Here is a 22887-nt window from a genome sequence, read left to right on the forward strand (position 1 = left end):
GGTGGCGTGTGTCGGTCGGCCGGCGCCCGCGACGGACGACCCTCCGCCCCGGCGTCCATGTCTCGCCGAGGCAGCAGGCCTCACCGTTCGACCTTGCTTGTCACTCTCAGTCCGAGAGTGCTAACCCATTATTGGCACTCTCGACCGGAGAGTGCAAGACGCCTCAGGGGGCGAGGGAGGGCAGCCGGAGCACGTCGAACTCCCGGCGGAGCGCGCGACGGGCCGCGTGCCAGCCCCCCATGCCGTGCACACCGGGGCCGGGCGGCGCGGACGAGGAGCAGAGGTACACACCTTCAGCGCCCCCGTGGAACGGCTCCCAGCCGCCCGCCGGGGAGAGGAACATCCTCGCCATCGTCACCGCGCCTGCCGCGATGTCGCCGCCCACGTAGTTCGCGTCGTGCAGCGCCATGCGCGACGCCGGCACGCACCGCGCCGACACCACCACGTCCCGGAAGCCCGGCGCGAACCGTTCGAGCTGCGCCGTCACCGTCTCCGTGACGTCGACGTCCGAGCCGGCGGGAACGTGCGCGTACGTCCACAGGGGGCGCAGCCCGCCCGCCACGCGGCCGGGGTCCGTGACGACAGGGTCGCTCACCAGCACCACAGGCTGCTCCGCGTGCCGTCCGCGCGCCACCTGGTTCTCCGCGGCGGCCAGCTGCGCACGGCTGCCGCCGAGGTGGACGGTTCCCGCGCGCCCGACGTCGGGCACCGCCCACGGGACCGGGCCCGACAGCGCGAAGTCCACCTTGGCTGCCCCGTTGCCGTGCCGGAAGCGGCCGAAGGCCGCTCGCGCCCGCGGCGAGAGCCGCGTGCCCATGATCCGCGCGACGGCACCGGGTGCCGTGTCGAAGAAGTACGTCCGCGCGGGCGGGAGGTCCCGCGCGGTCCGGACCTCGCGGTCCGTCTCGATCTCCCCGCCGTGCGCCAGCAGATCCTCGACCAGAGCCGCGACGATGGCCCCCGAGCCGCCGGCCGGCAGGGGCCAGCCGCCCGGCCCGTGCGCGAGCGCCGCCAGCAGCAGGGACGTGCCCGCCGCCGCGAGCGACGGGAGCGGCGCGATGGAGTGAGCGGCGACCCCGCTCAGCAGCGCGGGCGCCACGTCGCCGGAGAAGCGCCGGTCCCACAGGGGGGTGCCCTGCTCGACCAGTCCGCCCGCGAACCGCAGCCCGGGCCCGGCGGCGCCGAGGGCGGCACCGAAGCCGCCCAGGAGGCCCGACGGCGCCTGCCCGCGGGAGCGGCCCTGCGGCACGCCCGTCGTGCCGGTCATGCCTGTGAGGGTGCGGCGGTCGCCGAGCGCGAGGGCCGCGACGTGTTCCCAGCCCTCCACGAGAGGCCCGAGGAGACTGCGCCAGGCCGGGCCGTCCGGGCCCAGCGCCTCGGCGGTGCGCCCGAGGTCGTGATACGCGAGGCCCGCCCGGCCGCCGTCGAGCGGCTGCGCATAGGAGATGTCCGGTGTGCGGAGCTCGACCCCGCGCGCGGCGAAGTCGAAGGCCCGCAGGAAGGGCGAGGACCAGGCCATCGGGTGCACGGCGGAGCAGACGTCGTGCAGGAGCTCCGGACGGCCCGCCAGGCCGGGGAGGGTCCGCGAGCCGCCACCGATCGTGGGCTGCGCCTCGAGGACACGCACGGACAGACCCGCGCGCGCCAGCGTCACCGCGGCGGCCAGGCCGTTGGGCCCCGAGCCGACCACGACGGCGTCGAGCAGAGTCATGCCCCCATCACAGCAGACCTCGGCGTCGAGCGCCGACGGGGTTGTGCCGGATGCACCCTCCGGCGCGAGGGGCGGGCGACGGGCGGGCGACCCCGCCCGTCTGCCCCTCGGTCAGGTCACGTCGCGCGTCAGAGCGGACGGACCTGCTCCGCCTGCGGGCCCTTCTGCCCCTGCCCCACCTCGAACTCGACCGACTGGCCCTCGTCGAGGGTGCGGTAGCCGTCGGTCTCGATGGCGCTGTAGTGGACGAAGAGGTCCTGTCCACCGGAGGTCGGAGTGATGAAGCCATACCCCTTCTCCGCGTTGAACCACTTGACGGTGCCCTGGGCCATGTCTTTCTCCTTGTACCTCTCGCACGGGACACTCGGTCGACCCGTGGTGATTCGAGGGTAGTGGTCCGTCTCACACCAGGGAAGCATCATTGTCGCGGATGTCGGATTCCGCGATCAGCGAACGCGCAGGTCAGAAGGCTTCTGCCTGTCACACGAGCCTCGAAACACCGCCATCATCGCGGGCGTAATACGGGGCGACTCGGACAGGGTGTGAAAATGCGCCCGAGGGCCGCCGTCCTGGCGGACGACGACCCTCGGGTGCGTGACGGAGCGGCTCGGCGCCGGAGCCGGGTGAAGTGCAGGTCAGCCTGCCGGGACCTGCGGGGTGACGTCGGTGACCATGATCACCCAGAGCGCCTGCGGGGAGGCGGCGACTGCCTCGGACACGACCAGCTGCGTCTCGGGGATCCCTAGGATGGCCGCGACAGCCTTCGCCTCGTTCACCCGGTTCTCGCCGTAGAAGATCGTGTTCACCGTCGCGTCGGCGCCTTCCTCGGCCTCGTCGGCGATGGGCTCGGCGTTCGTGAAGCCCCACGGCTCCAGGTAGCCGACCGTCTTGGCGGCGAGCTTGTCCACGGTGGCCGCGTTGCCGCTGTAGTTGTAGACCCAGATCGTCGCAGCCGGGTCGCCCGCCGCGATCAGAGCGGGGATGTCCGGCGCCGGCGGAGCCTCGGGCGACGGCGACGCCTGATCGGCCGGGGCGGAGGGGTCGGTCGACGGCGCGTCGGTGGCAGCGACGGTCGACTGGTCCGTCGGCGTGTCGGCGTCGGCCGGACCGTCCTGTCCGGTGATGAACGAGATGGCGCCCCACGCCACCACGGCACAGACCACCGCGACGAGGAGGAACGGCCAGGCCGAGCTCCAGCCGCTGCGTGGAGCACGGTGCACCCCGACCGGGGCGCCGCCGGGCACAGCGACGTCGAACTCGTCGGGCGGGTAGGGGTACGCGCTCTTGGTCACGGCGGAAAGGGTAGCGGGTCAGCCTGGGGCCGGGTGACCGGCCTCAGCCCTTCTCGTCCGCGAGACGGCGCCCCGAACGGGCCCGCTGGCGGGTGGAACGGAGGCGACGCAGGCGCTTGACCAGCAACGGGTCCTGCGCGAGGGCGGCCGGGGAGTCGATCAGCGCGTTGAGAACCTGGTAGTAACGAGTGGCCGACATGCCGAACAGCTCGCGCACCGCTTCCTCCTTCGCGCCGGCGTACTTCCACCACTGGCGCTCGAAGGCGAGGATCTCCCGGCCGCGGTCGTCCAGGCCTTCGGCGGCGCCCTCCGACGTCGCCTCGACCTGGGGTTCCACCGGGACGACGGCGGCCTCGGCGGCCAGCACGGTCACGACCATCTCTCTCATCGGCTGCTCCTCATACCGCCACACTAGGCCCGGGTACTGACAAGCCCGTCATTCACCTCCTGGCCACCTGGGCGACCTCCTCGGAACCTCCCCGTCATCTGGGTTCGACGCCCCTGCCCGCGTGTCGGTGGGGACCGGTAGCGTCGCCCGCGTGGAGATGACGACCGAACAGACCGCGCCCGCCGGCGCCGCGCCCGCACCTCGACCTCCGTTGTCGCAGGTCATCGCACCTGACTGGGCGGCAGCACTGGCAGACGTCGAGGACCAGGTGCACGCCATGGGCGACTTCCTGCGCGCCGAGACCGCCGCCGGGCGCGCCTACCTGCCCGCGCCCGGCGACATCCTCGCCGCGTTCCAGCGTCCGCTCGCCGACGTGCGGGTGCTGGTCGTGGGCCAGGACCCCTACCCCACCCCGGGGCACCCGATGGGCCTCTCGTTCTCGGTGCAGCCCACCGTGCGGCCGGTGCCGAAGTCGCTCGCCAACATCTACAAGGAGCTCGGCGAGGACGTCGGGGCGCCGATGCCCTCGAACGGCGACCTGCGCCCCTGGGCCGACCAGGGCGTGATGCTGCTGAACAGGGTCCTGACGGTCAGGCCGGGCGAGGCCGGCTCGCACCGCGGCAAGGGGTGGGAGGCCGTCACGGAGGCGGCGATCCGCGTCCTCGTCGCCCGCGGTGGGCCCCTTGTCGCGATCCTGTGGGGACGGGACGCCCAGTCGCTGAAGCCCTGGCTCGGCGACGTGCCATACATCGAGAGCGCCCACCCTTCGCCCCTGTCGGCGCACCGCGGATTCTTCGGGTCGCGGCCCTTCACCCGGGTGAACGAGCTGCTCACGGCTCAGGGCGGCGAGCCGATCGACTGGACGCTGCCCTGATCTCAGCCCTCCGGATGACAGGCAAGTAGATACTTGCCTATGCTGGGGGTGTGGACGACGTCTTCAAGGCCCTGGCCGACCCGACCCGGCGAGCTCTCCTCGACGAGCTCGCCGACCGGGACGGCCAGACGCTGTTCGAGCTCTGCGGCCGGCTGCTGAACAAGCACGGGCTGAGCTCGTCGCGCCAGGCCGTCTCCCAGCACCTCGACGTGCTGGAGGCCGCGGGCCTCGTCCACACCCGGCGCGAGGGCCGGTACAAGTTCCACGACCTCGACACCACGCCGCTGCGGCAGATCGCCGAGCGGTGGCCAGTCCCACCGGAGGAGTGACCATGCGCATCACCGTGACGAGCGTGTTCGTCGACGACCAGGAGAAGGCCCTGCGCTTCTACACGGACGTGCTCGGCTTCGTGAAGAAGAACGACGTCCCCGTGGGCGAGTACCGCTGGCTCACCGTCGTGGGCCCGGGCGAGCCGGACGGCGTCGAGCTCCTGCTGGAGCCGTCGGAGCACCCGGCCGTGAAGCCGTTCAAGGAGGCGCTGGTCGACGACGGCATCCCGATGACGTCCTTCGGTGTGGACGACGTGCAGGCGGAGTACGAGCGGCTCACCGCCCTCGGCGTCACGTTCACGCAGCCGCCCACGCCGATGGGCCCCGTGACCACCGCTGTGTTCGACGACACATGCGGGAACCTCATCCAGATCGCGCAGGTCTGACCCCTCACCGAAACCTGGCTGGGGCACGATGGGTCGGTGAGCATGACGACCCCCGATCCTGACTCAACCTCGACGGTCTCGACCCGGCCCACCACGCCGTCGGCCCTCTGGACCAGGTACGTCGCCATCGGCGACTCCTTCTCCGAAGGGCTGTGGGACCCGCACCCCGACCTGCCCGACACGCAGCGCGGCTGGGCGGACCGCCTTGCCGAGGCGCTGTCCGCCCGCCGCGTCGCCGACGGCCAGGCACCCCTCCAGTACGCCAACCTCGCGATCCGTGGGCGCCTGCTCCGGCCGATCCTCGCCGAGCAGCTCCCGGTCGCGCTCGAGGCCCAGCCCGACCTGGTGTCCGTCGTGGGCGGCGGGAACGACATCCTCCGGCCTGCGGCCGACATCGACCTGCTGTCGAGCCACCTGGAGGACGCGGTGGTCAAGATCCGCGCCACCGGAGCCGACGTGCTGCTCGGCACGGGCTTCAAGGCGGGCGGCGCGCTGAGCTGGACCAACGGCCGCGTGGGCATCTACAACGCCAACGTCTGGACGATCGCGCGACGGCACGGCGCCCACGTCGTCGACCTCTGGGGCATGCGGGCGCTGCAGGACCTGCGCGTCTGGTCGGAGGACCGCATCCACCTCACACCGGACGGGCATCACCGCGTGGCGCAGGCCGCCCTCACCGCGCTCGGGCTCGAGCCCGACGACACCGCGTGGGACGAGCCGCTCGGCACCGCCCAGCGCCTCACGCTCGCCGCACAGGCCCGGGCCAACGCCGCCTGGGCCCGCACCCACGTGGCGCCGTGGATCAGGCGCCGGCTCACCGGCAAGTCGTCCGGTGACGGACGTACCCCCAAGTGGCCGACGCCGGACGTGTGGCCTCGAGCGTAGGCGCACGCCCCTGGCTCAGACGCAGTCGAGGTGACCTGCGTGCGATCTCGCCCGCGCGCAGGTCACCTCGACGCAATCGTTAGGCGATGGCGAACCCGCCGACCGGGTACCACGGGCTGGCGACCCCGCCCTCGACGGCCCTCGCCGACACCGAGGTCGTGCCGGGCTGGACGGACAGGACGGCGGTCCGGCGCTCACCGGACACCGTGTGCAGGGACGTGCCGGAGCCGCTCACGATCCGCACCTGGACCCGGTCGCAGTCACCGGTCCGCACGGTGACCGACGAGATGGTGCGCGAGGCGTCGAACGTGCACAGGCCCGTGTTGACGCTCATGCCAGCCAGGTGCGCGGCTCCTGCGGTCAGAACCTGTCGAACTGGCCACGTCCCACGCGCGAAAGCGTGGACGAAGCGTGGACGGCGGTAGGCAACCGAGGCCTGGCCAGAGCGAGAATCGGTCGCCTACCTGCACATACTGGAGCCGCCTGTCGGGTTCGAACCGACGACCTTCCGTTTACAAGACGGGAGCTCTACCAGCTGAGCTAAGGCGGCACAGCCGCGGGATCGGTCCTCCGCGAGCCGGGGACAAGCCTAGCGCCTCCCGGCGCGCCAGCCCGAGCCCGTTCACCACGTCGGTCGGTTGTCAGTCGCCGCCACGAAAGGAGCCCTGGCTCCCGACACCGGCAGGGGTGTCAGGAGCCAGGGCTCGTTCGTGCGGCAGCAGGTCAGCCGGCCTGGCCGGTGATCGCCTCGGTCAGGTTGCCCACGACCTGCCACTCCTGGAACTTCTCACCGTCGATCAGTACGGTGGGCGTGCCGCTGAAGAAGTCCTGGGTCTGGACGTCCTCTGTAGCGGCGGTGACCCACTCGCTGAACTCGCGCTCGGCCTCGCCGCTGGAGATGCCGTCTGCCACGTCGGCGGAGGCGCCCGCCTGCTCGGCCAGGTCACCGAGCTGCGCGTTCGTCAGGCCGCCGGTGTTCTCCTGCGGCTGGTTCGCGAACAGCAGGTCGTTGTAGGCCTCGAAGGCCTCCGGCGCCTGGTCGGCGACCCAGGCGGCAGCGGACGCCGCACGTGTCGAGTACTCGGTGCCCTGCGACGCACGGTCGAGGATCGCGACAGGGTGGATCACGAGGTCGACCTCGCCCGCCTCACGCATCTCGTCGATGCTGGCGCCGTTGGTCTGCTCGAACTGACCGCAGATGGGGCACATGTAGTCGACGTACACGTCGAGACGGGGAGCGTCCTCGTTGCGCTCTCCCGCGGCACCCGAAGCCCCGACGGCGATGCCCGTCTCCTCGACCACGCCGGCCGGGAAGCGGTCCACCTTCTCCATCGTGGACTTCTGGCCCTCCTGCACGATGAACCAGATGACGATCCCGAGGAAGATCACCAGGCCGCCCAGCACGATGAGCGTGACGAGGCGGGTGGTCTTCTCGCGGGCCTGCTGCTTCTTCTGCAGGGCGAGCGCCTCGGCGCGCGCAGCGTCGCGGCGCTCGGCCTTGGACATGTTCTGGCTGGTCGACATGGGGGTCCTTCGTGTCGGCGCACTGGTGTGCGACGTTTCGGCGAGGGCGTAGGGCCGCCTACCCCGTCAGGGTACCCGCATTACCTGGGCATGGGCTGAGACAAATCCGTGCGCAACGGGCGTGCCAGCAAGCGTCCGATCAGGCCTCGGGCACCCCGGGCGTCATTCGATCTCGGGACGCCCCGGCAGCGGCCACCAATGGACGACCAAAGGGTCGGCGAGCCAGGCCGAGAGCGCCACCCAGGTCAGCACGAGAGCGATCCCCACGATGACCGCCGCGCCCACCCAGCCCGGCGCGACGAGCGCCAGCAGCGGCCGCGCGCCCGACCTGGTCCCGGAGCCAGCCGGCCCGAACCAGGCGACGAGGGCCGCGACGAGCAGCGCCGTGATCAGCACCCAGGTATCCACGATCGGCTCGTTCATGCCGCCCACGGACCGCGCTTCGACGCTGGTCTGCGGCACCACGATCACCCGCCCGGGCCCGAAGACCCACAGACCGATCATGACGGTGAGCACTGCCGCGCACGCTGCCACGAGCAGGGCCGGCAGGGCACCGAAGACGGCCCGGACGAGGTGCCACGGCGACTTCAGCGCGGCGACGGTGCCCTCGAAGCGGCTTGCGCCCCGTCGTGCCCGGCGAGCGTGGAACTCGTCCACGACCACGCCTGACATGCGGGACGTCACCACGAGGACCACCAGGATCGCGAAGGCGAGCCCGGGGCGCGTGGCGCCGAGCACGACGATGGGCAGCGCGACGGCCGCGACGGTTCCCCGGCGGCGAGCGAAGGCGGGCGCCTGGTACGGCGGCACGACGACCACGGCCGGGGCCGACGGCGCGAGGGCCGCCCCCCGGCCCTTCCCCCGGACCGGCGCGGGGACCTCGTCCTCCGGCTCGGGCGGCACGTCGCCCACCGCCCGGTACCGGTCCTCGCCGAGCGGGCGCACAGGGAGCCCGACCGCCCGTCCGGTCACGGACCGCCCCTTGCGCACCGGCCCGTCAGGCAGAACCGCCGTGTCACCGGGCAGCACCGCCGTGTCGGCGGCTCCCGGCCCGGCCTCCAGCACCGCGGTCCCCGCCGCGGCGGACGCACCGACCGACCCGGCGACGGCGAGCTCCCGCCCGTCGAGCGAGAGCGTGTCGTCGCCCCCCAGAGCCCCGAGCACCTCGGTGTCGTCGGCCCCCGGCATCAGCACGGGCACGGCCACGCCGGCGTCGAGGTCCTCGGCAGACCGGCGGAGCGCCCGGGCCACCTCCGTGGGCCCCCACCGTTCGGTGGGGACGGCCCGCAGGGCGGCGCCGAGCGCGCGGGCCGTGCGGGACGGCAGCCCGATGAGGTCCACACGCCCCTCCCGCGAGCGCCGCAGCACGGCTTCGGTAGGACGCACGCCGAAGGGCGGACGGCCGGTACCGGCGAAGACGAGCACGGCGGCCCAGCTCCACCAGTCGGTGTCGGGGCCGGGCTCTGCGCCGTCGAGCAGCTCGGGTGCCAGGTAGCCGGGGGTGCCCATGACGAAGCCGGACGCGGTGGACCGCGCGTCGCCGAGGGCGTGCGCCAGCCCGAAGTCGATGAGGACGGGGCCGTGGCGGGCGATGAGCACGTTGGACGGGGTGAGGTCGCGGTGGACCACGCCGGTGCCGTGCACGGCCTCGAGGGCGTCGGCGAGCTGGTCGGCCAGCTCGAAGAGGTCGTGGGCGTCGAGCGCTCCGCCTTGGTCGATCTCGTCCTCGAGGGTGGGGCCGTCCACGAGCTCCGTGACGATGAAGGCCTCGGGGCCGTCGAGCTCGGCGTCGAGCACCCGGGCGACGGAGGGGTGGCGCAGCCGCTGGAGGGCTTCGGCCTCGCGACGGAGCCGCTCCCGGGCGCCGGGCTCGTCGAGGTGGCGGTGCAGCAGCTTGAGGGCGACGGGACTGCCCCCGTCGTCCTCGGCGCGGTAGACGGCGCCCATGGCTCCGCTGCCGAGCGGCTCCACGATCGTGTAGCCACCGACGACGGTCCCCGCGGCGGGCCTGGCCTCGCCCATGTCCACGTCACCCATGGGCCACCTCCCTCATGGTGGACACCGTAACGGTCGGCCGCCCTGTCGTCGCGCTACCGACGCCTGCTGATCGGGCGGCTGACCTGTGCGTTGGGTGGTCTCATCGCCCCGGGTGACCCGGTCCCTGGTTAGTGTGGAGACGCGGACGACCCCGTTACCCTAGGAACGGTAGGAAGTTTCGTAACGGAAGGCAAGGGGTAGATCATTGCCAGGTAAAGACGGATACGACCTCGTGGTGGTGGCCAACAGGCTGCCGGTGGACTTCTCGGTAGCCCCGGACGGCGAGCTGACCTGGCAACGCTCCCCAGGCGGCCTGGTCACCGCCCTGGAACCGGTCATGCAGCAGGCCGACGGCGCGTGGGTGGGCTGGTCCGGAGCACCCGACCTGGCCCACGAACCGTTCGACGCCGACGGCATGCGCCTCGTCCCGGTCACCCTCAGCGCGTCCGAGATCGAGCGCTACTACGAGGGCTTCTCGAACGACACCCTCTGGCCGCTGTACCACGACGTGATCGCCCCGCCCACGTACCACCGCCAGTGGTGGGACGCGTACCGCAAGGTGAACCAGCGGTTCGCCGACGCCGCGGCGGAGCAGGCGGCGGACGGCGCGGTCGTCTGGGTCCACGACTACCAGCTGCAGCTGGTGCCCCGCATGCTGCGCGACCAGCGGCCGGACCTGCGGATCGGCTTCTTCGACCACATCCCCTTCCCGCCGGTCGAGCTGTTCGGCCAGCTGCCGTGGCGCCGCCAGATCATCGACGGCCTGCTGGGTGCGGACGTCGTCGGCTTCCAGCGCAACGGCGACGCGGCGAACTTCGTCCGCGCGGTGCGCCGCCTCACCGACTACACGACGCGCGGCCCGATCATCACGCTGCAGGACTCCGAGGGCCGGCTGAGCCGCCACGTGCGCGCCGGGGCCTTCCCGATCTCGATCGACTCCAAGAGCTTCGACGAGCTCGCCCGCCGCCCCGAGATCCAGGCGCGGGCCAAGGAGATCCGGGCCGACCTGGGCGAGCCCGACATCCTCATGCTCGGCGTGGACCGCCTCGACTACACCAAGGGCATCCGCCACCGGATCAAGGCGTACGGCGAGCTCCTCGAGGACGGACGCCTCGACGTCGAGCACGCCACCCTGGTCCAGGTCGCGAGCCCGAGCCGCGAGAACGTGGGCGCCTACCAGGAGCTCCGCGAGAGCGTCGAGATCCTCGTGGGCCGCATCAACGGCGAGTTCGGCGAGCTGGGCCACTCGGCCATCCACTACCTGCACCACTCGTACCCGCAGGACGAGATGGCGGCGCTCTACCTCGCCGCCGACGTCATGCTCGTGACCTCCCTGCGCGACGGCATGAACCTGGTCGCCAAGGAGTACATCGCCGCCCGCTCCGACGAGCGCGGCGTCCTCGTGCTCTCGGAGTTCACGGGGGCTGCGGACGAGCTCGCGCCCGGCCCGCTCCTCATCAACCCTCACGACATCGACGGGATGAAGGACATCATCGTGGCCGCCGCGTCGATGGACCCCCGCGAGCAGCGCCGCCGCATGCGCCGGCTGCGCCGCAAGGTGCTCTCCGACGACGTCGCCAAGTGGTCAGAGGCGTTCCTCGGCGTCCTGAACGCCCTCCCCGCCCGTCCCATCGCCGTCGAGCCCCGCGCGGTGGACCCGCGCCACTCCGGCTTCCCGGACGCCCTGCGCGCCTTCACGCGCGCCCCGGCCGCCCGGGTGCCCGACGACGACGCGCACGGCGCGTCCCCCACCCCGGCCCACCGGGCAGGGTCCACCGCCTGGCTGATCGCTCTCGATTTCGACGGGACCCTGGCCCCGCTGGTCGACGACCCGAAGGCCTCTGCGATGACCAAGGCGGCCCGCGAGGCCGTCGAGCACCTCGCCGAGCTGGGGCGTGACCGGCCGGTGCGCCTCGCGCTCGTGTCCGGCCGGGACCTGCAGGACCTCGTGGAGCGCACGCAGGCACCGGCGGGGACGTTCCTGGTGGGCGGCCACGGGGCCGAGGCGGGCCGGGCCACCGCGACCGGGGTCGAGGGCGCGCCGCTCGAGCTGTCGCCGGTGCAGGCGCAGCAGCTGGACGCGCTCATCGCCGGCTTCGAGGCCGCGGTCGCCGGGCGGGAGGGCGCCTGGGTCCAGGTCAAGCCGTCCGCGGCGGTGGTCCACACGCGGCTCGCCGGAGCCGACGACGCGGCCGCCGTGACCGTCGCCGCCGACGAGGTCGCCGCCAACCTGGGGCTCAGCGCGATGCACGGCAAGGACGTGGTCGAGGTCTCCGTGGTCACCACGTCGAAGGGCGAGGCCCTGCGCCGGCTGCGGGCCGCCGTGGGCGCCGAGTGCGACGCCGCCGTGGTCCGGGTCATGTACGCCGGCGACGACACCACCGACGAGCACGCCTTCGCGGCGCTCGAGCAGGGTGACCTGGCCGTGAAGGTGGGGACGGGCGACACCCTGGCCGTCCACCGCGTCGACGACCCCGACGCCCTCGCCGCACTTCTCGACCAGCTCGCCGACTACCTGGAGGGCCACGAGAAGACCGCGTGAAGTGCTCATGACCCGGAGGTGAGACGCTGGTCATGGCGGAGCACCCCGTAGGTCAGGGTACGATCGCGCTGCAACAGTGTCACAGCAGACACGTGAGTGGAAGCAACGACACCCGACACGACGGATCGTCCGGCACGTACCTGCCGGTGGAGGGATGTTTCATCATGGCTACGGTCACTTTCGACCACGCGACGCGGATCTACCCGGGGACCGAGCGCCCCGCGGTCGACGCGCTGAACCTGCACATCGAGGACGGCGAGTTCCTCGTCCTCGTCGGCCCGTCCGGCTGTGGCAAGTCCACCTCCCTGCGCATGCTCGCAGGCCTGGAGGACGTCAACGGCGGCCACATCTTCATCGGCGAGCGCGACGTCACGGACGTCCAGCCGAAGGACCGCGACATCGCCATGGTCTTCCAGAACTACGCGCTGTACCCGCACATGTCGGTCGCCGACAACATGGGCTTCGCGCTGAAGATCGCCGGCACGCCGAAGGCGGAGATCCGCCAGCGCGTCGAGGAGGCCGCGAAGATCCTCGACCTCACCGAGTACCTCGACCGCAAGCCGAAGGCGCTCTCCGGTGGTCAGCGTCAGCGTGTCGCCATGGGCCGCGCCATCGTGCGCCAGCCGCAGGTGTTCCTCATGGACGAGCCGCTGTCGAACCTCGACGCCAAGCTCCGTGTCCAGACCCGTACGCAGATCGCGTCGCTCCAGCGCCGCCTCGGCGTCACGACGGTCTACGTGACCCACGACCAGACCGAGGCGCTCACGATGGGTGACCGCATCGCGGTCCTCAACGCGGGCATCCTGCAGCAGGTCGGCACGCCGCGCGAGATGTACGACAAGCCGGCGAACGTGTTCGTCGCGGGCTTCATCGGCTCCCCGGCCATGAACATCGGCACGTTCACCGTGAACAACGGCAACGTCCAGGTCGGCGCCGCCACCATCCCGATCGACCGCAGCATCGCGAGCAACCTCGACAGCAACCGGGTGACCCTGGGCTTCCGCCCCGAGTCCCTCGACGTCGTGGACGCCTCGACCGCCGGTGCCTTCCACGTCGAGGTCAACCTCGTCGAGGAGCTCGGCTCGGACGCGTACGTCTACGGCTCGCTGAAGGACGACGTGGCCACGGACCTGCACGCGGGCTCGACGGACCAGCTGATCGTCCGCATCAACCCGCGCCACGTCCCGGAGAAGGGCGAGATCATCACCGTCGCCATCAAGCCGGGCCAGCAGCACGTGTTCTCCGCCACGTCCGGCGAGCGCCTGGGCTGATCTCACTGACACGCCGGAAGGGCTCGGCACACCGTCTACGGTGTGCCGAGCCCTTCCGGCGTCGTGACGGAGGTACTTCATGAGGACCCAGCAGAACCTGCAGATCACCGCGGCAGCGCCCGACCCGGCGCTGCTGGACCTCCCCTGGGACGTGCCGCTCGAGGACTGGCCGTCGGAGGTCCTCGCCGCGCTCCCCCGCGGCATCTCGCGCCACGTCGTCAGGTTCGTGCGCCTGTCCGGCCGCGTGATCGCCATCAAGGAGATCGGCGAGTCCGTGGCGTACCGCGAGTACGAGCTGCTGCGCCAGCTGCGCCGCATCGACGTCCCGTCGGTGGTCCCCCTCGGTGTGATCACCGGCCGGCGCTCGCCCACGGGCGAGCCGCTGGAGGCCGTGCTGGTCACCGAGCACCTGCAGTTCTCGCTCCCGTACCGCGCCCTGTTCAGCCAGGCGCTGCGGCCCGACACGGCGACGCGCCTCATCGACGCGCTCGCCGTGCTCCTCGTACGGCTGCACCTCGTGGGCTTCTACTGGGGCGACGTCTCGCTCTCCAACACCCTCTTCCGCCGCGACGCCGACCGGTTCTCCGCGTACCTGGTGGACGCCGAGACCGGCGACCTGCACCGCCAGCTCAGCCCCAAGCAGCGCGCCTACGACGTCGACCTGGCCCGGACCAACATCATCGGCGAGCTGATGGACCTGGCCGCGGGCGAGCTGCTCGACGAGGACGCCGACGAGATCGCCATCGGTGACGCGCTCGTGTCCCGGTACAACGAGCTGTGGAACGCCCTGACGGTTGCCGAGGCGTTCGCCGGCGACGAGCGGTGGCGCGTGGCCGCCCGCATCGACCAGCTCAACAACCTGGGCTTCGACGTGGACGAGCTGGAGATCACCACCGACATCGACGGCACCACCGTGCGCATCCAGCCCAAGGTGGTCGACGCCGGTCACCACTCGCGCCGCCTGCTGCGGCTCACGGGCCTCGACGTGCAGGAGAACCAGGCCCGGCGCCTGCTGAACGACCTGGACTCCTACCGCGCCGCCATGGACCGGCAGAACGACGAGGAGGAGTTCGTCGCCCACGACTGGCTCCGCACCGTCTTCGAACCCACGATCACGGCCGTGCCCCGCGACCTGCGCCGCAAGCTGGAGCCGGCACAGCTCTTCCACGAGATCCTCGACCACCGGTGGTTCATCTCGGAGCGTGCCAAGCGCGACGTCCCCCTCCGCGAGGCGACCGCCTCGTACGTGGAGAACGTTCTCCGCCACCGCCCGGACGAGAAGGCCCTGCTCGGCCTCGCCCCTGGCGAGGCCCAGGACGAGAGCGAGCTGGGCCCCCGCGGGGCGGGCGACGAGCTCTACGGCTGAGCCGTCACGCGGGCGCTGCGGCTGCCTTGCGCAGCCGCGCCACCTCGTACAGCGTGATGCCGCCGGCGACCGCCGCGTTGAGCGACTCGGTGTCCGACGAGATCGGGATGGACGCCACGGCGTCGCACGTCTCGCGCACCAGGCGGGACAGGCCCTTGCCCTCCGAGCCGACGACGATGACGAGCGGGTCGGTGGCGAACGCGAGCTCGCCCACCTCGGTGTCGCCGTCCGCGTCGAGACCGACCACGAAGCAGCCGGCCTTCTTCAGCGTCTCGAGCTCGCGCGCAAGGTTGGTCGCCCGCGCCACCGGCACACGCGCCGCCGCGCCCGCCGACACCTTCCAGGCCGACGCCGTCACGCCCGCCGCGCGCCGCTCGGGCACCAGCACGCCGTGGGCGCCGAACGCCCCCGCGGACCGCAGGACCGCCCCGAGGTTGCGCGGGTCCGTGACTCCGTCGAGCGCCACGATGAGGGCCGGCTCGCCCGCGGCGGCCGCGGCGTCGAGCAGGTCCTCGGCCTCCGCGTACTGGTACGGCGGCACCTGCAGCACGACGCCCTGGTGCACCGCACCGTCGGTCATCCGGTCGAGCTCGGGCTTGGTGACCTCGAGCAGGTTGTACCCGCGGCCGGACGCGATCTGCAGGATCTCGCGCGTGCGGTCGTCGGCCTCGAGGCGCGTCGCCAGGTAGAGCGCCGACACCGGCACCTCGTTCCGCAGCGCCTCCAGCACGGAGTTGCGGCCCGTGACGAGCTCGGTCTCCTTGGCGCCCGCCTTGCCCGCACGGGACGACCCGGCGACGCTCCGGTCGCCGGGCCGACGACGGCCCTGGGTCGCCGCGCGCCTCTCGGCCTCGATCTTGCGCTTGTGGGCCGGGTGGTACTCCCGGTCCTCGGCCTTGGGCGTCGGGCCGCGGCCCTCGAGGGCCTTGCGGCCGTGACCGCCGGTGCCGACGGTGGCGCCCTTCTTGCTGCCCGCCTTGCGGACCGCGCCGGGGCGCTTGGGTGTGGCTGCCATGGTGCCTCGTTCTGTCAGATATCAGTTGGTGGCGGCGAGCGCCCAGCGGGCGCCGTCCGCGGAGTCCTGGACCTCGATGCCGGCCGCGAGGAGCCGGTCGCGGATCGCGTCCGCCGCAGCCCAGTCGCGGGCGGCGCGGGCCGCCGCGCGGGCGTCGAGCTCGGCACGGACCAGCGCGTCGAGCGCGTCGGCGTACCGGGTGTCGGCGGGACCGGACCAGGCCTCGGGATCGAGGCCGAGCACGTCCAGCATCGCACGGACCGCCACGAGGCCCGCCCGGGTGCCCTCGTCGTCTCCGGCGGCGAGGGCCGAGTTCCCGGCCCGCAGGTGCTCGTGCACCGACGCGAGCGCCGCGGGGACGTTCAGGTCGTCGTCCATCGCGGCCGTGAACGCCTCCGGCAGCTCGGCCTTGGCGATCTCGTCGGCCGGGACGGCACCCACCCGCTCGGTGGCGCGGGCGACGAACCCGGACAGCCGCTCCCAGGTGGTCCTGGCCTCGTCGAGGGTGTCCGGGGACCACTCGAGCATGGACCGGTACTGCACGGACGCGAGGGCGTAGCGGACGACCGGGGCGGGCGCCTGCGCGAGCAGCTCGCTGACGACCAGGCCGTTGCCGAGCGACTTGCTCATCTTGACGCCGGACTGCGTGACCCAGGCGCAGTGCATCCAGCGCTCGGCGAAGCCGTAGCCGGCCGCCCGCGACTGCGCCTGCTCGTTCTCGTGGTGCGGGAAGCGCAGGTCGAGGCCACCGCCGTGGATGTCGAAGCGTTCGCCCAGGTAGCGGTACGCCATGGCGGAGCACTCGAGGTGCCAGCCGGGCCGGCCGCGGCCGTAGGGCGTGTCCCAGGCCGCCGTGGCGGGCTCGCCCGGCTTGGGGGCCTTCCACAGCGCGAAGTCGTGCGGGTCGCGCTTGGGCGAGGCCTCCGCCTCGGTGCCGTCCTCGGGGTTGAGGTCCTCGAGCCGCTGACGGGTCAGCTCGCCGTAGTGCGGCCAGGACCGCACGTCGAACCAGACGTCGCCCTCGCCCGTGGCGTACGCGTGCCCGCGCTCGACGAGGCGCTGCATGAGCGCCACCATCTCGGGCACGTGCCCGGTCGCCCGGGGCTCGTAGGTGGCGGGCAGCACGCCCATCGCGTCGTACGCCGCGGTGAAGACCCGCTCGTAGTGCGCGGCGTGCGCCCACCAGGGGACGCCCGCCGCGGCGGACTTGGCGAGGACCTTGTCGTCGATGTCCGTGACGTTCCGGATCATCGTGACCCGGAGTCCCTTGCGCTCGAGCCAGCGCCGCAGCACGTCGAAGGCGATCACGGGGCGCAGGTGCCCCACGTGGGGGGCGGACTGCACGGTGGCGCCACACAGGTAGATGCCGACCTCACCCGGAGTCAAGGGCTCGAAGTCGCGCACATCCCGCGCAGCGGTGTCGTACAGTCGGAGGCTCACCAGCCAAGGGTACCGGGCGGGGTCACGCCCCGTCGGCCTCCAGCGCGCGCTCCTGGTGCTGGTGGCCCACCGTCTCGTACCCGACGACGGAGACCGCCGGGGCCAGCATGACGAGCAGCAGCGCCCAGGCCATGTCCACGCCCAGGCCGGCCGCCGCGACCGCCGCGACGAGCAGCGCCACGGCGCCGAGCACCAGCCACACGTGGAACGCGTCGAAGGTGCGCATCACCACCCAGTGGAGCGTGTAGTCCGCGAGGACGAACACGAGGACCGGCGCCGCGACCGCCACGACCGTGCCCACCGCACCGAGGTGCGACTCCCCGCCCAGGTACGACGCCGCCACGTGCAGCCCCGCCCCGACGGCCGCGAACGAGGCGAGCACGACCATCTGCCCGTACCCCCAGGCGAAGGACCGTTCGCGATGCCGGTGCAGCATCGTCGCCGCCGGGGTGAGGTAGTACGTCCACCACAGCCCGAACGTCAGCCCGATCCCGGCGACGGCCACGAGCGCCGCGTCGACGGTCCAGCCGCCGCCCTCCACGACGGCGCTCAGCGAGGCGACGGTGCCGATGACGCCCTCGCCGAGCGTGATGATGGCGAGCCAGGCCGTAGCGCTCGACGATGTGGTGCGCGTGCCAGGGCGTGCCGCGTAGGCCGCCTCCGTCGCCGAGACCGCCCGGGATCCGCTCCGCGAGGCGCGGCCCGGCCATCTCGACGGCGCCGAGGATCGCCCCGGCGACGAAGAAGGTCGGCACGTTCACCGGGGCGATCGCGAGCGCGATCCAGCCGGCCTGGGTCAGGACCAGGACCCGGGCGTACGTGTAGCAGGTGGCGCGGAACTCGGGCGCCTGCCGGGCGGCGCGGAGCCACTGCACGAGGAGCGCGAGGCGCATCACCACGTACCCGGCGACCATGACCTCGTTGTGGACCCGGTCGCCCTCCTCCAGGGAGTGGAACATGTCGGGCAGGCCCAGGGCCAGCACGACGACCCCGATCATCTGGACCATGGTGGTGACGCGGTAGAACCAGTCGTCGGTGTCGAAGGCGACGCGAACCAGGAGAAGTTGATCCACGCCCAGACGATGGCGAACATCGAGAACGCGAACCCGAGCAGCCCCACGCCCACGTGGTCCTCGACCACGGCGTGCGCGGCCTGCTCACCGGCCACGCCGAACGCGACGACGAACGCCAGGTCGAACAGGAGCTCCAGCGGGGTCGCCGACCGGGCGGGCTCGTGCGGGTCCCGGCCCGTCATCCGACGGGTCCGGGCAGGGCCGAGGTGCGTCATGCCCATATGGTGCCCTCCCCGGGTGCCGCGGCGCGGTAGCGTCGGGTCATGTCGGCGCCCGATTCGCCCCGCCTCCGCACTGCTCGGCTCTCCGCAGCGACGGCCCACCTGCCGGCGCCGCTCGCTGTCGTCGACCTCGACGCCTTCGACGCCAACGCCGCGGACCTGCTCCGCCGGGCGGGCGGCCTCCCGGTACGGCTCGCCACCAAGTCCGTCCGCGTGCTCCCGCTGGTCCGCCGCGGCCTCGAGGCCGGCTTCACGGGGGTGATGGCGTTCTCCGTGCGGGAAGCCCTGTGGCTGGTGGGCGAGGGTGTCCGCGACGTCCTGGTCGGCTACCCGAGCACGGACCGCGCCGCGCTGGCCCGCCTCGCGGCCGACCCGCTCGCCCGCGAGCAGATCACCCTGATGGCCGACGACGGAGCGCACCTCGCGCTGGTAGCCGCGGCCGCGCAGGGGGTCGGGGCAGACAGCCCGGACCTCCCGCCGGTCCAGGTCTGCCTCGATGTCGACGCGTCGCTCCGGCTCGGCGTCGGCCGCCTGACCGCGCATCTCGGCGTCCGCCGGTCGCCTCTCCGCGAGCCTGCCGAGGTCGCGGCCCTGGCCGCACGGGTCGCGGAGACGCCCGGCCTGCGCCTGCGCGGGGTCATGTTCTACGAGGCGCAGGTGGCCGGGCTGCCCGACAGCAGCCCCGCGGTCCGGGCCGTGAAGCGCCTCTCGTTGCGCGAGCTGCGGGAGCGGCGGGCGAACGTCGTCGCGGCGGCGGGCGCCGCCGTCGGGCACCCGCTCGAGCTCGTCAACGCGGGCGGGACCGGCTCGCTCGAGGCGAGCTCCGCGGCGCCCTCCGTGACGGAGGTGACCGCGGGGTCGGGGCTCTTCGCACCCGGCCTGTTCGACGGGTACCGCGCGTTCAGCGCCCGGCCGGCCGCGTACTTCGGGCTCGACGTGGGCCGGGTGCCCGCGCCGGGCTGGGCCACGGTGTTCGGTGGCGGGTACGTGGCGTCGGGACCGGCGGCGACGTCGCGCCTCCCCCGCGTGGTCACGCCCGGCTGGGCGCTGAGCGGCACGGAGGGCGCGGGAGAGGTGCAGACGCCGCTCCGCCGGACAGGACGGGCCGCGCGGTCCGACGACGTGCCCGGCCTGGCCGTGGGCGACCGCGTCTGGTTCCGGCACGCGAAGGCGGGCGAGCTCATGGAGAGGTTCGACCTGGTCCACCTCGTGCAGGGGGACGAGGTCGTGGGCGCGGCGCCGACGTACCGCGGCGAGGGCCGCACGTTCGGCTGAACGGGTCCCTGTTCGCGTCCCACCGCGCGTGGGATAGTGCTCCCGTGGCAGCCGGCTCCTCAGCGCGGACCTGGACCAACTGGGCCCGCACCGTGACGTTCACCCCCGCACGCACCGCCGCGCCCCGGGACGAGGGAGAGCTCGCCGCCGTCGTGGCCGACGCGGCCTCCGCGGGCCTGAGGGTGCGCGCCGCGGGCGCCGGGCACTCGTTCACGCCCGCGGCGGCCACGGACGGCCTGCTGCTCTCGCTGGACCACCTGAGCGGCATCGAGCGGATCGAGCGCGACCCGGCGACGGGCAGCACGCTGGTGACCGTCGGCGCCGGGACCCGCCTGCACGCCCTCAACCGGCTGCTCGACGCCCGCGGGCTGGCCCTGTGGAACCTGGGTGACATCGACCGGCAGTCCGTGGCCGGGGCGATCTCGACCGGCACGCACGGGACCGGCGCACGGTTCGGCGGCCTGGCGACCCAGGTACGAGGGGTGCGCGTCGTGGGCGCCGACGGGACCGTCCGGAGCGTCTCCGCCCGCTCCGAGGACCCCGCGGACCGGGACCTCTTCGAGGCGTCCCGGCTGGGGCTCGGCGCCACCGGGATCCTCTCGGCCGTCACCCTGGAGGTTGCGCCGGCGTACGACCTGCGCGCCCAGGAGGAGCCCTGGCCGCTCGACCGCGTCCTGGACGAGCTGGACGACCTCGTCGCCGGGCACGACCACTTCGAGCTCTACTGGTTCCCGCTGACCCGGCGCGCCCTGACCCTGCGCAACACACGCCTGCCCCGCGACCCCGCGGACCTGCCCGGCACGCCGGGCGACGAACCGCGGCGGCGGAGCCTGCGCGACGTCGCCCGGGCCGCCACCCGGGTCCGCACCTTCGTGGACGAGGAGGTGCTCTCCAACGGGGCGTTCGCCCTGGTGAACGAGGCTGCGACCGCCTTCCCGCGGTACACGCCCCGCCTCAACGACCTGTCGGCGCGCGTGCTGTCCGCGCGCACGTACACGGCGCCGTCCTACGAGGTCTTCTGCTCACGGCGACGGGTGCGTTTCCGGGAGATGGAGTACGCCCTGCCCCGGGCGGCGCTGCTCGACGTGCTCGCGGAGCTCGACGCCTGGCTCCGCGACGCCGGGGAGAACGTCCCGTTCCCGGTGGAGGTCAGGTTCGCCGCGGCCGACGACGTCTGGCTGTCCACCGCGCACGGCCGCGAGACCGCGTACGTCGCGGTACACCAGTTCTGGCGCCTGCCGTTCGGGCGGTACTTCACCGCGGCCGAGCGCATCCTCACCGAGGCCGGCGGGCGGCCGCACTGGGGCAAGCTCCATACGCGCACCGCCGCCGACCTGGCCCCCCTCTACCCCCGGTTCGAGGACTTCGGGCGTGTCCGGGCAGCGGCAGACCCCGAGGGCGTCTTCCGCAACGCCTACACGGACCGCGTGCTCGGCTCCCGCACCACGTAGGACAGGACCATCCGCGCGAGCTCGTCGAACGCCTCCTGGGCCGCCGCGTCGTCCTCGGTGACGAGCCACGCGATCTCGATGCCGTCGATCAGCGCGGCGACGATCTTCGCGAGGAAATCGATGTCGACCCGGTACCGGACCCCGCCTCGCTGGGCGAACACGTCCAGGTACTCGCGCGTCATCGCGTAGCTCTGCTCGAGGTGCGCCAGCGCCACCTCGCGCAGGACGGGCTGCCGGGCACCGGCTGTGGCGAACTCGAAGGTGAGCAGCCGCATGTGCCGGTTGTCCTTGAGCCCGACGAGCAGCGACTTGGCGGCGGCGGCGGCCATGCCGGGCGCGTCGTCGCTGGCCTCCAGGGCGTCCAGGACGGGCTGCGAGGCGGCCAGGGCGATGGCGCGGCCCATCGCCCGCAGCAGGGCTTCCTTGTCGTCGAAGCAGTAGTGCACGGTGCCGAGCGACACGCCGGCCTCCCGCGCGACCTGGCGCACGGTGACCGCCTCCACGCCGTCGCGCATGGCGACGCGCAGGCCGGCGTCGACGATCTCCGCCCGCCGCTGCTCGAGCGGCTTGCGCGTGTGCGGGCTCACGCCTCGCCCTCCCCCCGCGCGGCGCCGGGGACCGGCGCCCCGGGTGCCACGACCACCAAGGCGGTGGCGAGCGCGGCAACGCCCTCGCCCCGGCCGGTGAGCCCCAGGCCGTCCGTCGTGGTGGCCGACAGGGACACAGGGGCTCCGGCCGCGGCCGACAGGGCGGCCTCGGCCTCGGTCCGCCGGGCTCCGATGCGCGGGCGGTTGCCGATCACCTGGACTGACACATTCCCGATGATGTACCCCGCCGCGCGAACCCGCCTGGCGGCCTCCGCGAGGAGCGCGGTCCCGGAGGCGCCGGACCACTCGGGCCGGCTCGTGCCGAAGTGCGAGCCCAGGTCGCCGATCCCCGCGGCCGAGAACAGCGCGTCGGCAGCGGCGTGAGCCGCCACGTCGGCGTCGGAGTGGCCCGCGAGACCGCGCTCACCGGGCCAGCGCAGGCCGCCGAGCCACAGCTCGCGGTCGGATCCCTCGGGGGCGAAGGCATGCACGTCCACGCCCGTCCCCACCCGCGGGAGGGGGAAGGTGGCCTCGGTCATGCGAGCTCCTGCGTGCGGTCCTGGAGGACGAGCTCCGCGAGCCGCAGGTCGCGCTCGGTCGTGATCTTGAAGGCCGCCTCGTCTCCACGCACCATGGACACCGGCTCGCCGAGCGCCTCCACGAGACCGGCGTCGTCGGTCGCCGCGAGGTGCTCGGCGAAGGCGCGCGCTGCGCCCGTCGTGTGCGCCCGTTCGAGCAGCGCGCGGTCGAAGCCCTGCGGCGTCTGCACGGCCCGGAGCGCGCTGCGGTCGGGCGTGCCGACCACCAGCTCCGCGCCGGGGCCAGGCAGCACCTGCTTGACCGTGTCGGTCACGGGCAGGCCGGGAACGACGGCGCCGTGGCCCGCGCGCACCGCGTCGACGACACGGCGCACCAGGTCCGCGGGGACGAGCGGACGGGCGGCGTCGTGGACGAGCACCACGTCGTCGGCCGGTGAGGCCAGGCTCAGGCCGATCGCCACGGACGCCTGACGGGTGGCGCCGCCCTCGACGACGCGCACGGGTACCTCCACATGAGGGTCAGCGGCCATCAGGTCGCGGACGACGTCGGCAAGACCGGGAGGGGAGGTCACCACGAGGGCGTCGACAACGCCCGAGGCCGCCAGGCGACGGGCTGCGTGAAGCACCAGCGGCAGGCCGCCGAGCTCCACGAGCGCCTTGGGAAGATCACGGCCGAGCCGG

22 protein-coding genes, 1 tRNA gene and 1 pseudogene are annotated in these 22887 nt (G+C 73.1%); 9 read left to right on the forward strand and 15 right to left on the reverse strand.

Annotated elements, in window-relative coordinates:
- Positions 1-163: 163 nt before the first annotated feature.
- From AC060K_RS11275 to AC060K_RS11290, 4 genes are all read right to left on the reverse strand, one after another.
- Positions 164-1711 carry a phytoene desaturase family protein gene (locus tag AC060K_RS11275; protein ID WP_483765522.1) on the reverse strand — a complete coding sequence of 516 codons (1548 nt, stop codon included), beginning with the start codon at positions 1709-1711 and terminating at the stop codon, positions 164-166.
- A gap of 128 nt (positions 1712-1839) precedes the next feature.
- Complete coding sequence (locus AC060K_RS11280; protein ID WP_125776246.1) at positions 1840-2043, reverse strand: cold-shock protein; 204 nt, start codon at positions 2041-2043, stop codon at positions 1840-1842.
- 303 nt (positions 2044-2346) lie between these two features.
- The gene (locus AC060K_RS11285; RefSeq protein ID WP_483765523.1) at positions 2347-3003 is read right to left on the reverse strand and encodes a LytR C-terminal domain-containing protein; all 657 of its coding nucleotides are present in this window, start codon (positions 3001-3003) and stop codon (positions 2347-2349) included.
- Positions 3004-3046: 43 nt separating this feature from the next.
- Positions 3047-3391 (reverse strand): DUF3263 domain-containing protein, encoded by a 345-nt coding sequence (locus AC060K_RS11290; RefSeq protein WP_483765524.1) that lies wholly within the window; start codon positions 3389-3391, stop codon positions 3047-3049.
- Between the two features lie 157 nt (positions 3392-3548).
- Between AC060K_RS11290 and AC060K_RS11295 the strand changes: the two genes are divergently transcribed.
- From AC060K_RS11295 to AC060K_RS11310, 4 genes are read left to right on the forward strand one after another with little or no spacing between them, the layout of a single operon-like run.
- Complete coding sequence (locus AC060K_RS11295) at positions 3549-4265, forward strand: uracil-DNA glycosylase (RefSeq protein WP_483765555.1); 717 nt, start codon at positions 3549-3551, stop codon at positions 4263-4265.
- Between the two features lie 50 nt (positions 4266-4315).
- Entirely contained in the window at positions 4316-4594 is a 279-nt protein-coding gene (locus AC060K_RS11300; RefSeq protein ID WP_483765525.1) for an ArsR/SmtB family transcription factor, read from the forward strand.
- 2 nt (positions 4595-4596) lie between these two features.
- Complete coding sequence (locus AC060K_RS11305; RefSeq protein ID WP_483765526.1) at positions 4597-4980, forward strand: VOC family protein; 384 nt, start codon at positions 4597-4599, stop codon at positions 4978-4980.
- 42 nt (positions 4981-5022) lie between these two features.
- Positions 5023-5865 carry an SGNH/GDSL hydrolase family protein gene (locus tag AC060K_RS11310; protein ID WP_483765556.1) on the forward strand — a complete coding sequence of 281 codons (843 nt, stop codon included), beginning with the start codon at positions 5023-5025 and terminating at the stop codon, positions 5863-5865.
- Between the two features lie 79 nt (positions 5866-5944).
- On the opposite strand, the gene AC060K_RS11315 is transcribed toward AC060K_RS11310, so the two are convergent.
- The 4 genes from AC060K_RS11315 to AC060K_RS11330 all read right to left on the reverse strand — a co-directional run bounded on the left by AC060K_RS11315 (position 5945) and on the right by AC060K_RS11330 (position 9426).
- On the reverse strand, positions 5945-6199 hold the full coding sequence (locus AC060K_RS11315) for a hypothetical protein (protein ID WP_483765527.1): 255 nt from the start codon (positions 6197-6199) through the stop codon (positions 5945-5947).
- 140 nt (positions 6200-6339) lie between these two features.
- Positions 6340-6415 (reverse strand) — tRNA-Thr (locus AC060K_RS11320).
- 173 nt (positions 6416-6588) lie between these two features.
- A complete protein-coding gene (locus AC060K_RS11325; RefSeq protein WP_483765528.1) occupies positions 6589-7389 on the reverse strand; it encodes a DsbA family protein in 801 nt (266 codons plus the stop codon).
- Between the two features lie 162 nt (positions 7390-7551).
- Positions 7552-9426 carry a protein kinase domain-containing protein gene (locus tag AC060K_RS11330; protein WP_483765529.1) on the reverse strand — a complete coding sequence of 625 codons (1875 nt, stop codon included), beginning with the start codon at positions 9424-9426 and terminating at the stop codon, positions 7552-7554.
- Between the two features lie 235 nt (positions 9427-9661).
- Between AC060K_RS11330 and AC060K_RS11335 the strand changes: the two genes are divergently transcribed.
- From AC060K_RS11335 to AC060K_RS11345, 3 genes are all read left to right on the forward strand, one after another.
- The gene (locus AC060K_RS11335) at positions 9662-11968 is read left to right on the forward strand and encodes a bifunctional alpha,alpha-trehalose-phosphate synthase (UDP-forming)/trehalose-phosphatase (protein WP_483765530.1); all 2307 of its coding nucleotides are present in this window, start codon (positions 9662-9664) and stop codon (positions 11966-11968) included.
- Between the two features lie 164 nt (positions 11969-12132).
- Positions 12133-13239 (forward strand): ABC transporter ATP-binding protein, encoded by a 1107-nt coding sequence (locus AC060K_RS11340; RefSeq protein WP_483765531.1) that lies wholly within the window; start codon positions 12133-12135, stop codon positions 13237-13239.
- 79 nt (positions 13240-13318) lie between these two features.
- Positions 13319-14605 (forward strand): DUF4032 domain-containing protein, encoded by a 1287-nt coding sequence (locus AC060K_RS11345; protein ID WP_483765532.1) that lies wholly within the window; start codon positions 13319-13321, stop codon positions 14603-14605.
- 4 nt (positions 14606-14609) lie between these two features.
- Here the strand turns inward: AC060K_RS11345 and rlmB are convergent, their stop codons facing one another.
- The 4 genes and pseudogenes from rlmB to AC060K_RS11365 all read right to left on the reverse strand — a co-directional run.
- Positions 14610-15620, reverse strand: coding sequence for a 23S rRNA (guanosine(2251)-2'-O)-methyltransferase RlmB (gene rlmB, locus AC060K_RS11350; RefSeq protein WP_483765533.1), 1011 nt, complete (start codon positions 15618-15620; stop codon positions 14610-14612).
- Between the two features lie 21 nt (positions 15621-15641).
- Positions 15642-17060: a cysteine--tRNA ligase gene (cysS, locus tag AC060K_RS11355; RefSeq protein ID WP_483765534.1), complete on the reverse strand. Its 1419-nt coding sequence runs from the start codon at positions 17058-17060 to the stop codon at positions 15642-15644.
- 22 nt (positions 17061-17082) lie between these two features.
- A complete protein-coding gene (locus AC060K_RS11360; protein ID WP_483765557.1) occupies positions 17083-17655 on the reverse strand; it encodes a low temperature requirement protein A in 573 nt (190 codons plus the stop codon).
- Positions 17656-17722: 67 nt separating this feature from the next.
- Positions 17723-18354, reverse strand: a pseudogene (locus AC060K_RS11365) (low temperature requirement protein A); the annotation flags it as partial.
- Between the two features lie 42 nt (positions 18355-18396).
- Here AC060K_RS11365 and AC060K_RS11370 point away from each other — a divergent pair.
- Together AC060K_RS11370 and AC060K_RS11375 are read left to right on the forward strand one after the other, a co-directional pair.
- Positions 18397-19629: an alanine racemase gene (locus tag AC060K_RS11370; protein ID WP_483765535.1), complete on the forward strand. Its 1233-nt coding sequence runs from the start codon at positions 18397-18399 to the stop codon at positions 19627-19629.
- A 44-nt stretch (positions 19630-19673) separates the two neighbouring features.
- Positions 19674-21080 (forward strand): D-arabinono-1,4-lactone oxidase, encoded by a 1407-nt coding sequence (locus AC060K_RS11375; protein WP_483765536.1) that lies wholly within the window; start codon positions 19674-19676, stop codon positions 21078-21080.
- Here the strand turns inward: AC060K_RS11375 and AC060K_RS11380 are convergent.
- The 3 genes from AC060K_RS11380 to AC060K_RS11390 are packed head-to-tail and all read right to left on the reverse strand — an operon-like array spanning position 21044 to position 22856.
- Positions 21044-21667, reverse strand: a complete 624-nt coding sequence (locus tag AC060K_RS11380) for a TetR/AcrR family transcriptional regulator (protein ID WP_483765537.1) — start codon at positions 21665-21667, stop codon at positions 21044-21046. The genes AC060K_RS11375 and AC060K_RS11380 overlap by 37 nt on opposite strands.
- Positions 21664-22206 (reverse strand): 2-C-methyl-D-erythritol 2,4-cyclodiphosphate synthase, encoded by a 543-nt coding sequence (gene ispF / locus AC060K_RS11385; RefSeq protein ID WP_483765538.1) that lies wholly within the window; start codon positions 22204-22206, stop codon positions 21664-21666. The genes AC060K_RS11380 and ispF overlap by 4 nt, the downstream gene beginning before the upstream one ends.
- Positions 22203-22856, reverse strand: coding sequence for an IspD/TarI family cytidylyltransferase (locus AC060K_RS11390; RefSeq protein ID WP_483765539.1), 654 nt, complete (start codon positions 22854-22856; stop codon positions 22203-22205). Before AC060K_RS11390 ends, ispF begins: the two co-directional genes overlap by 4 nt.
- Positions 22857-22887: the final 31 nt, after the last annotated feature.

Source organism: Antribacter sp. NEAU-D49 (assembly GCF_057158775.1).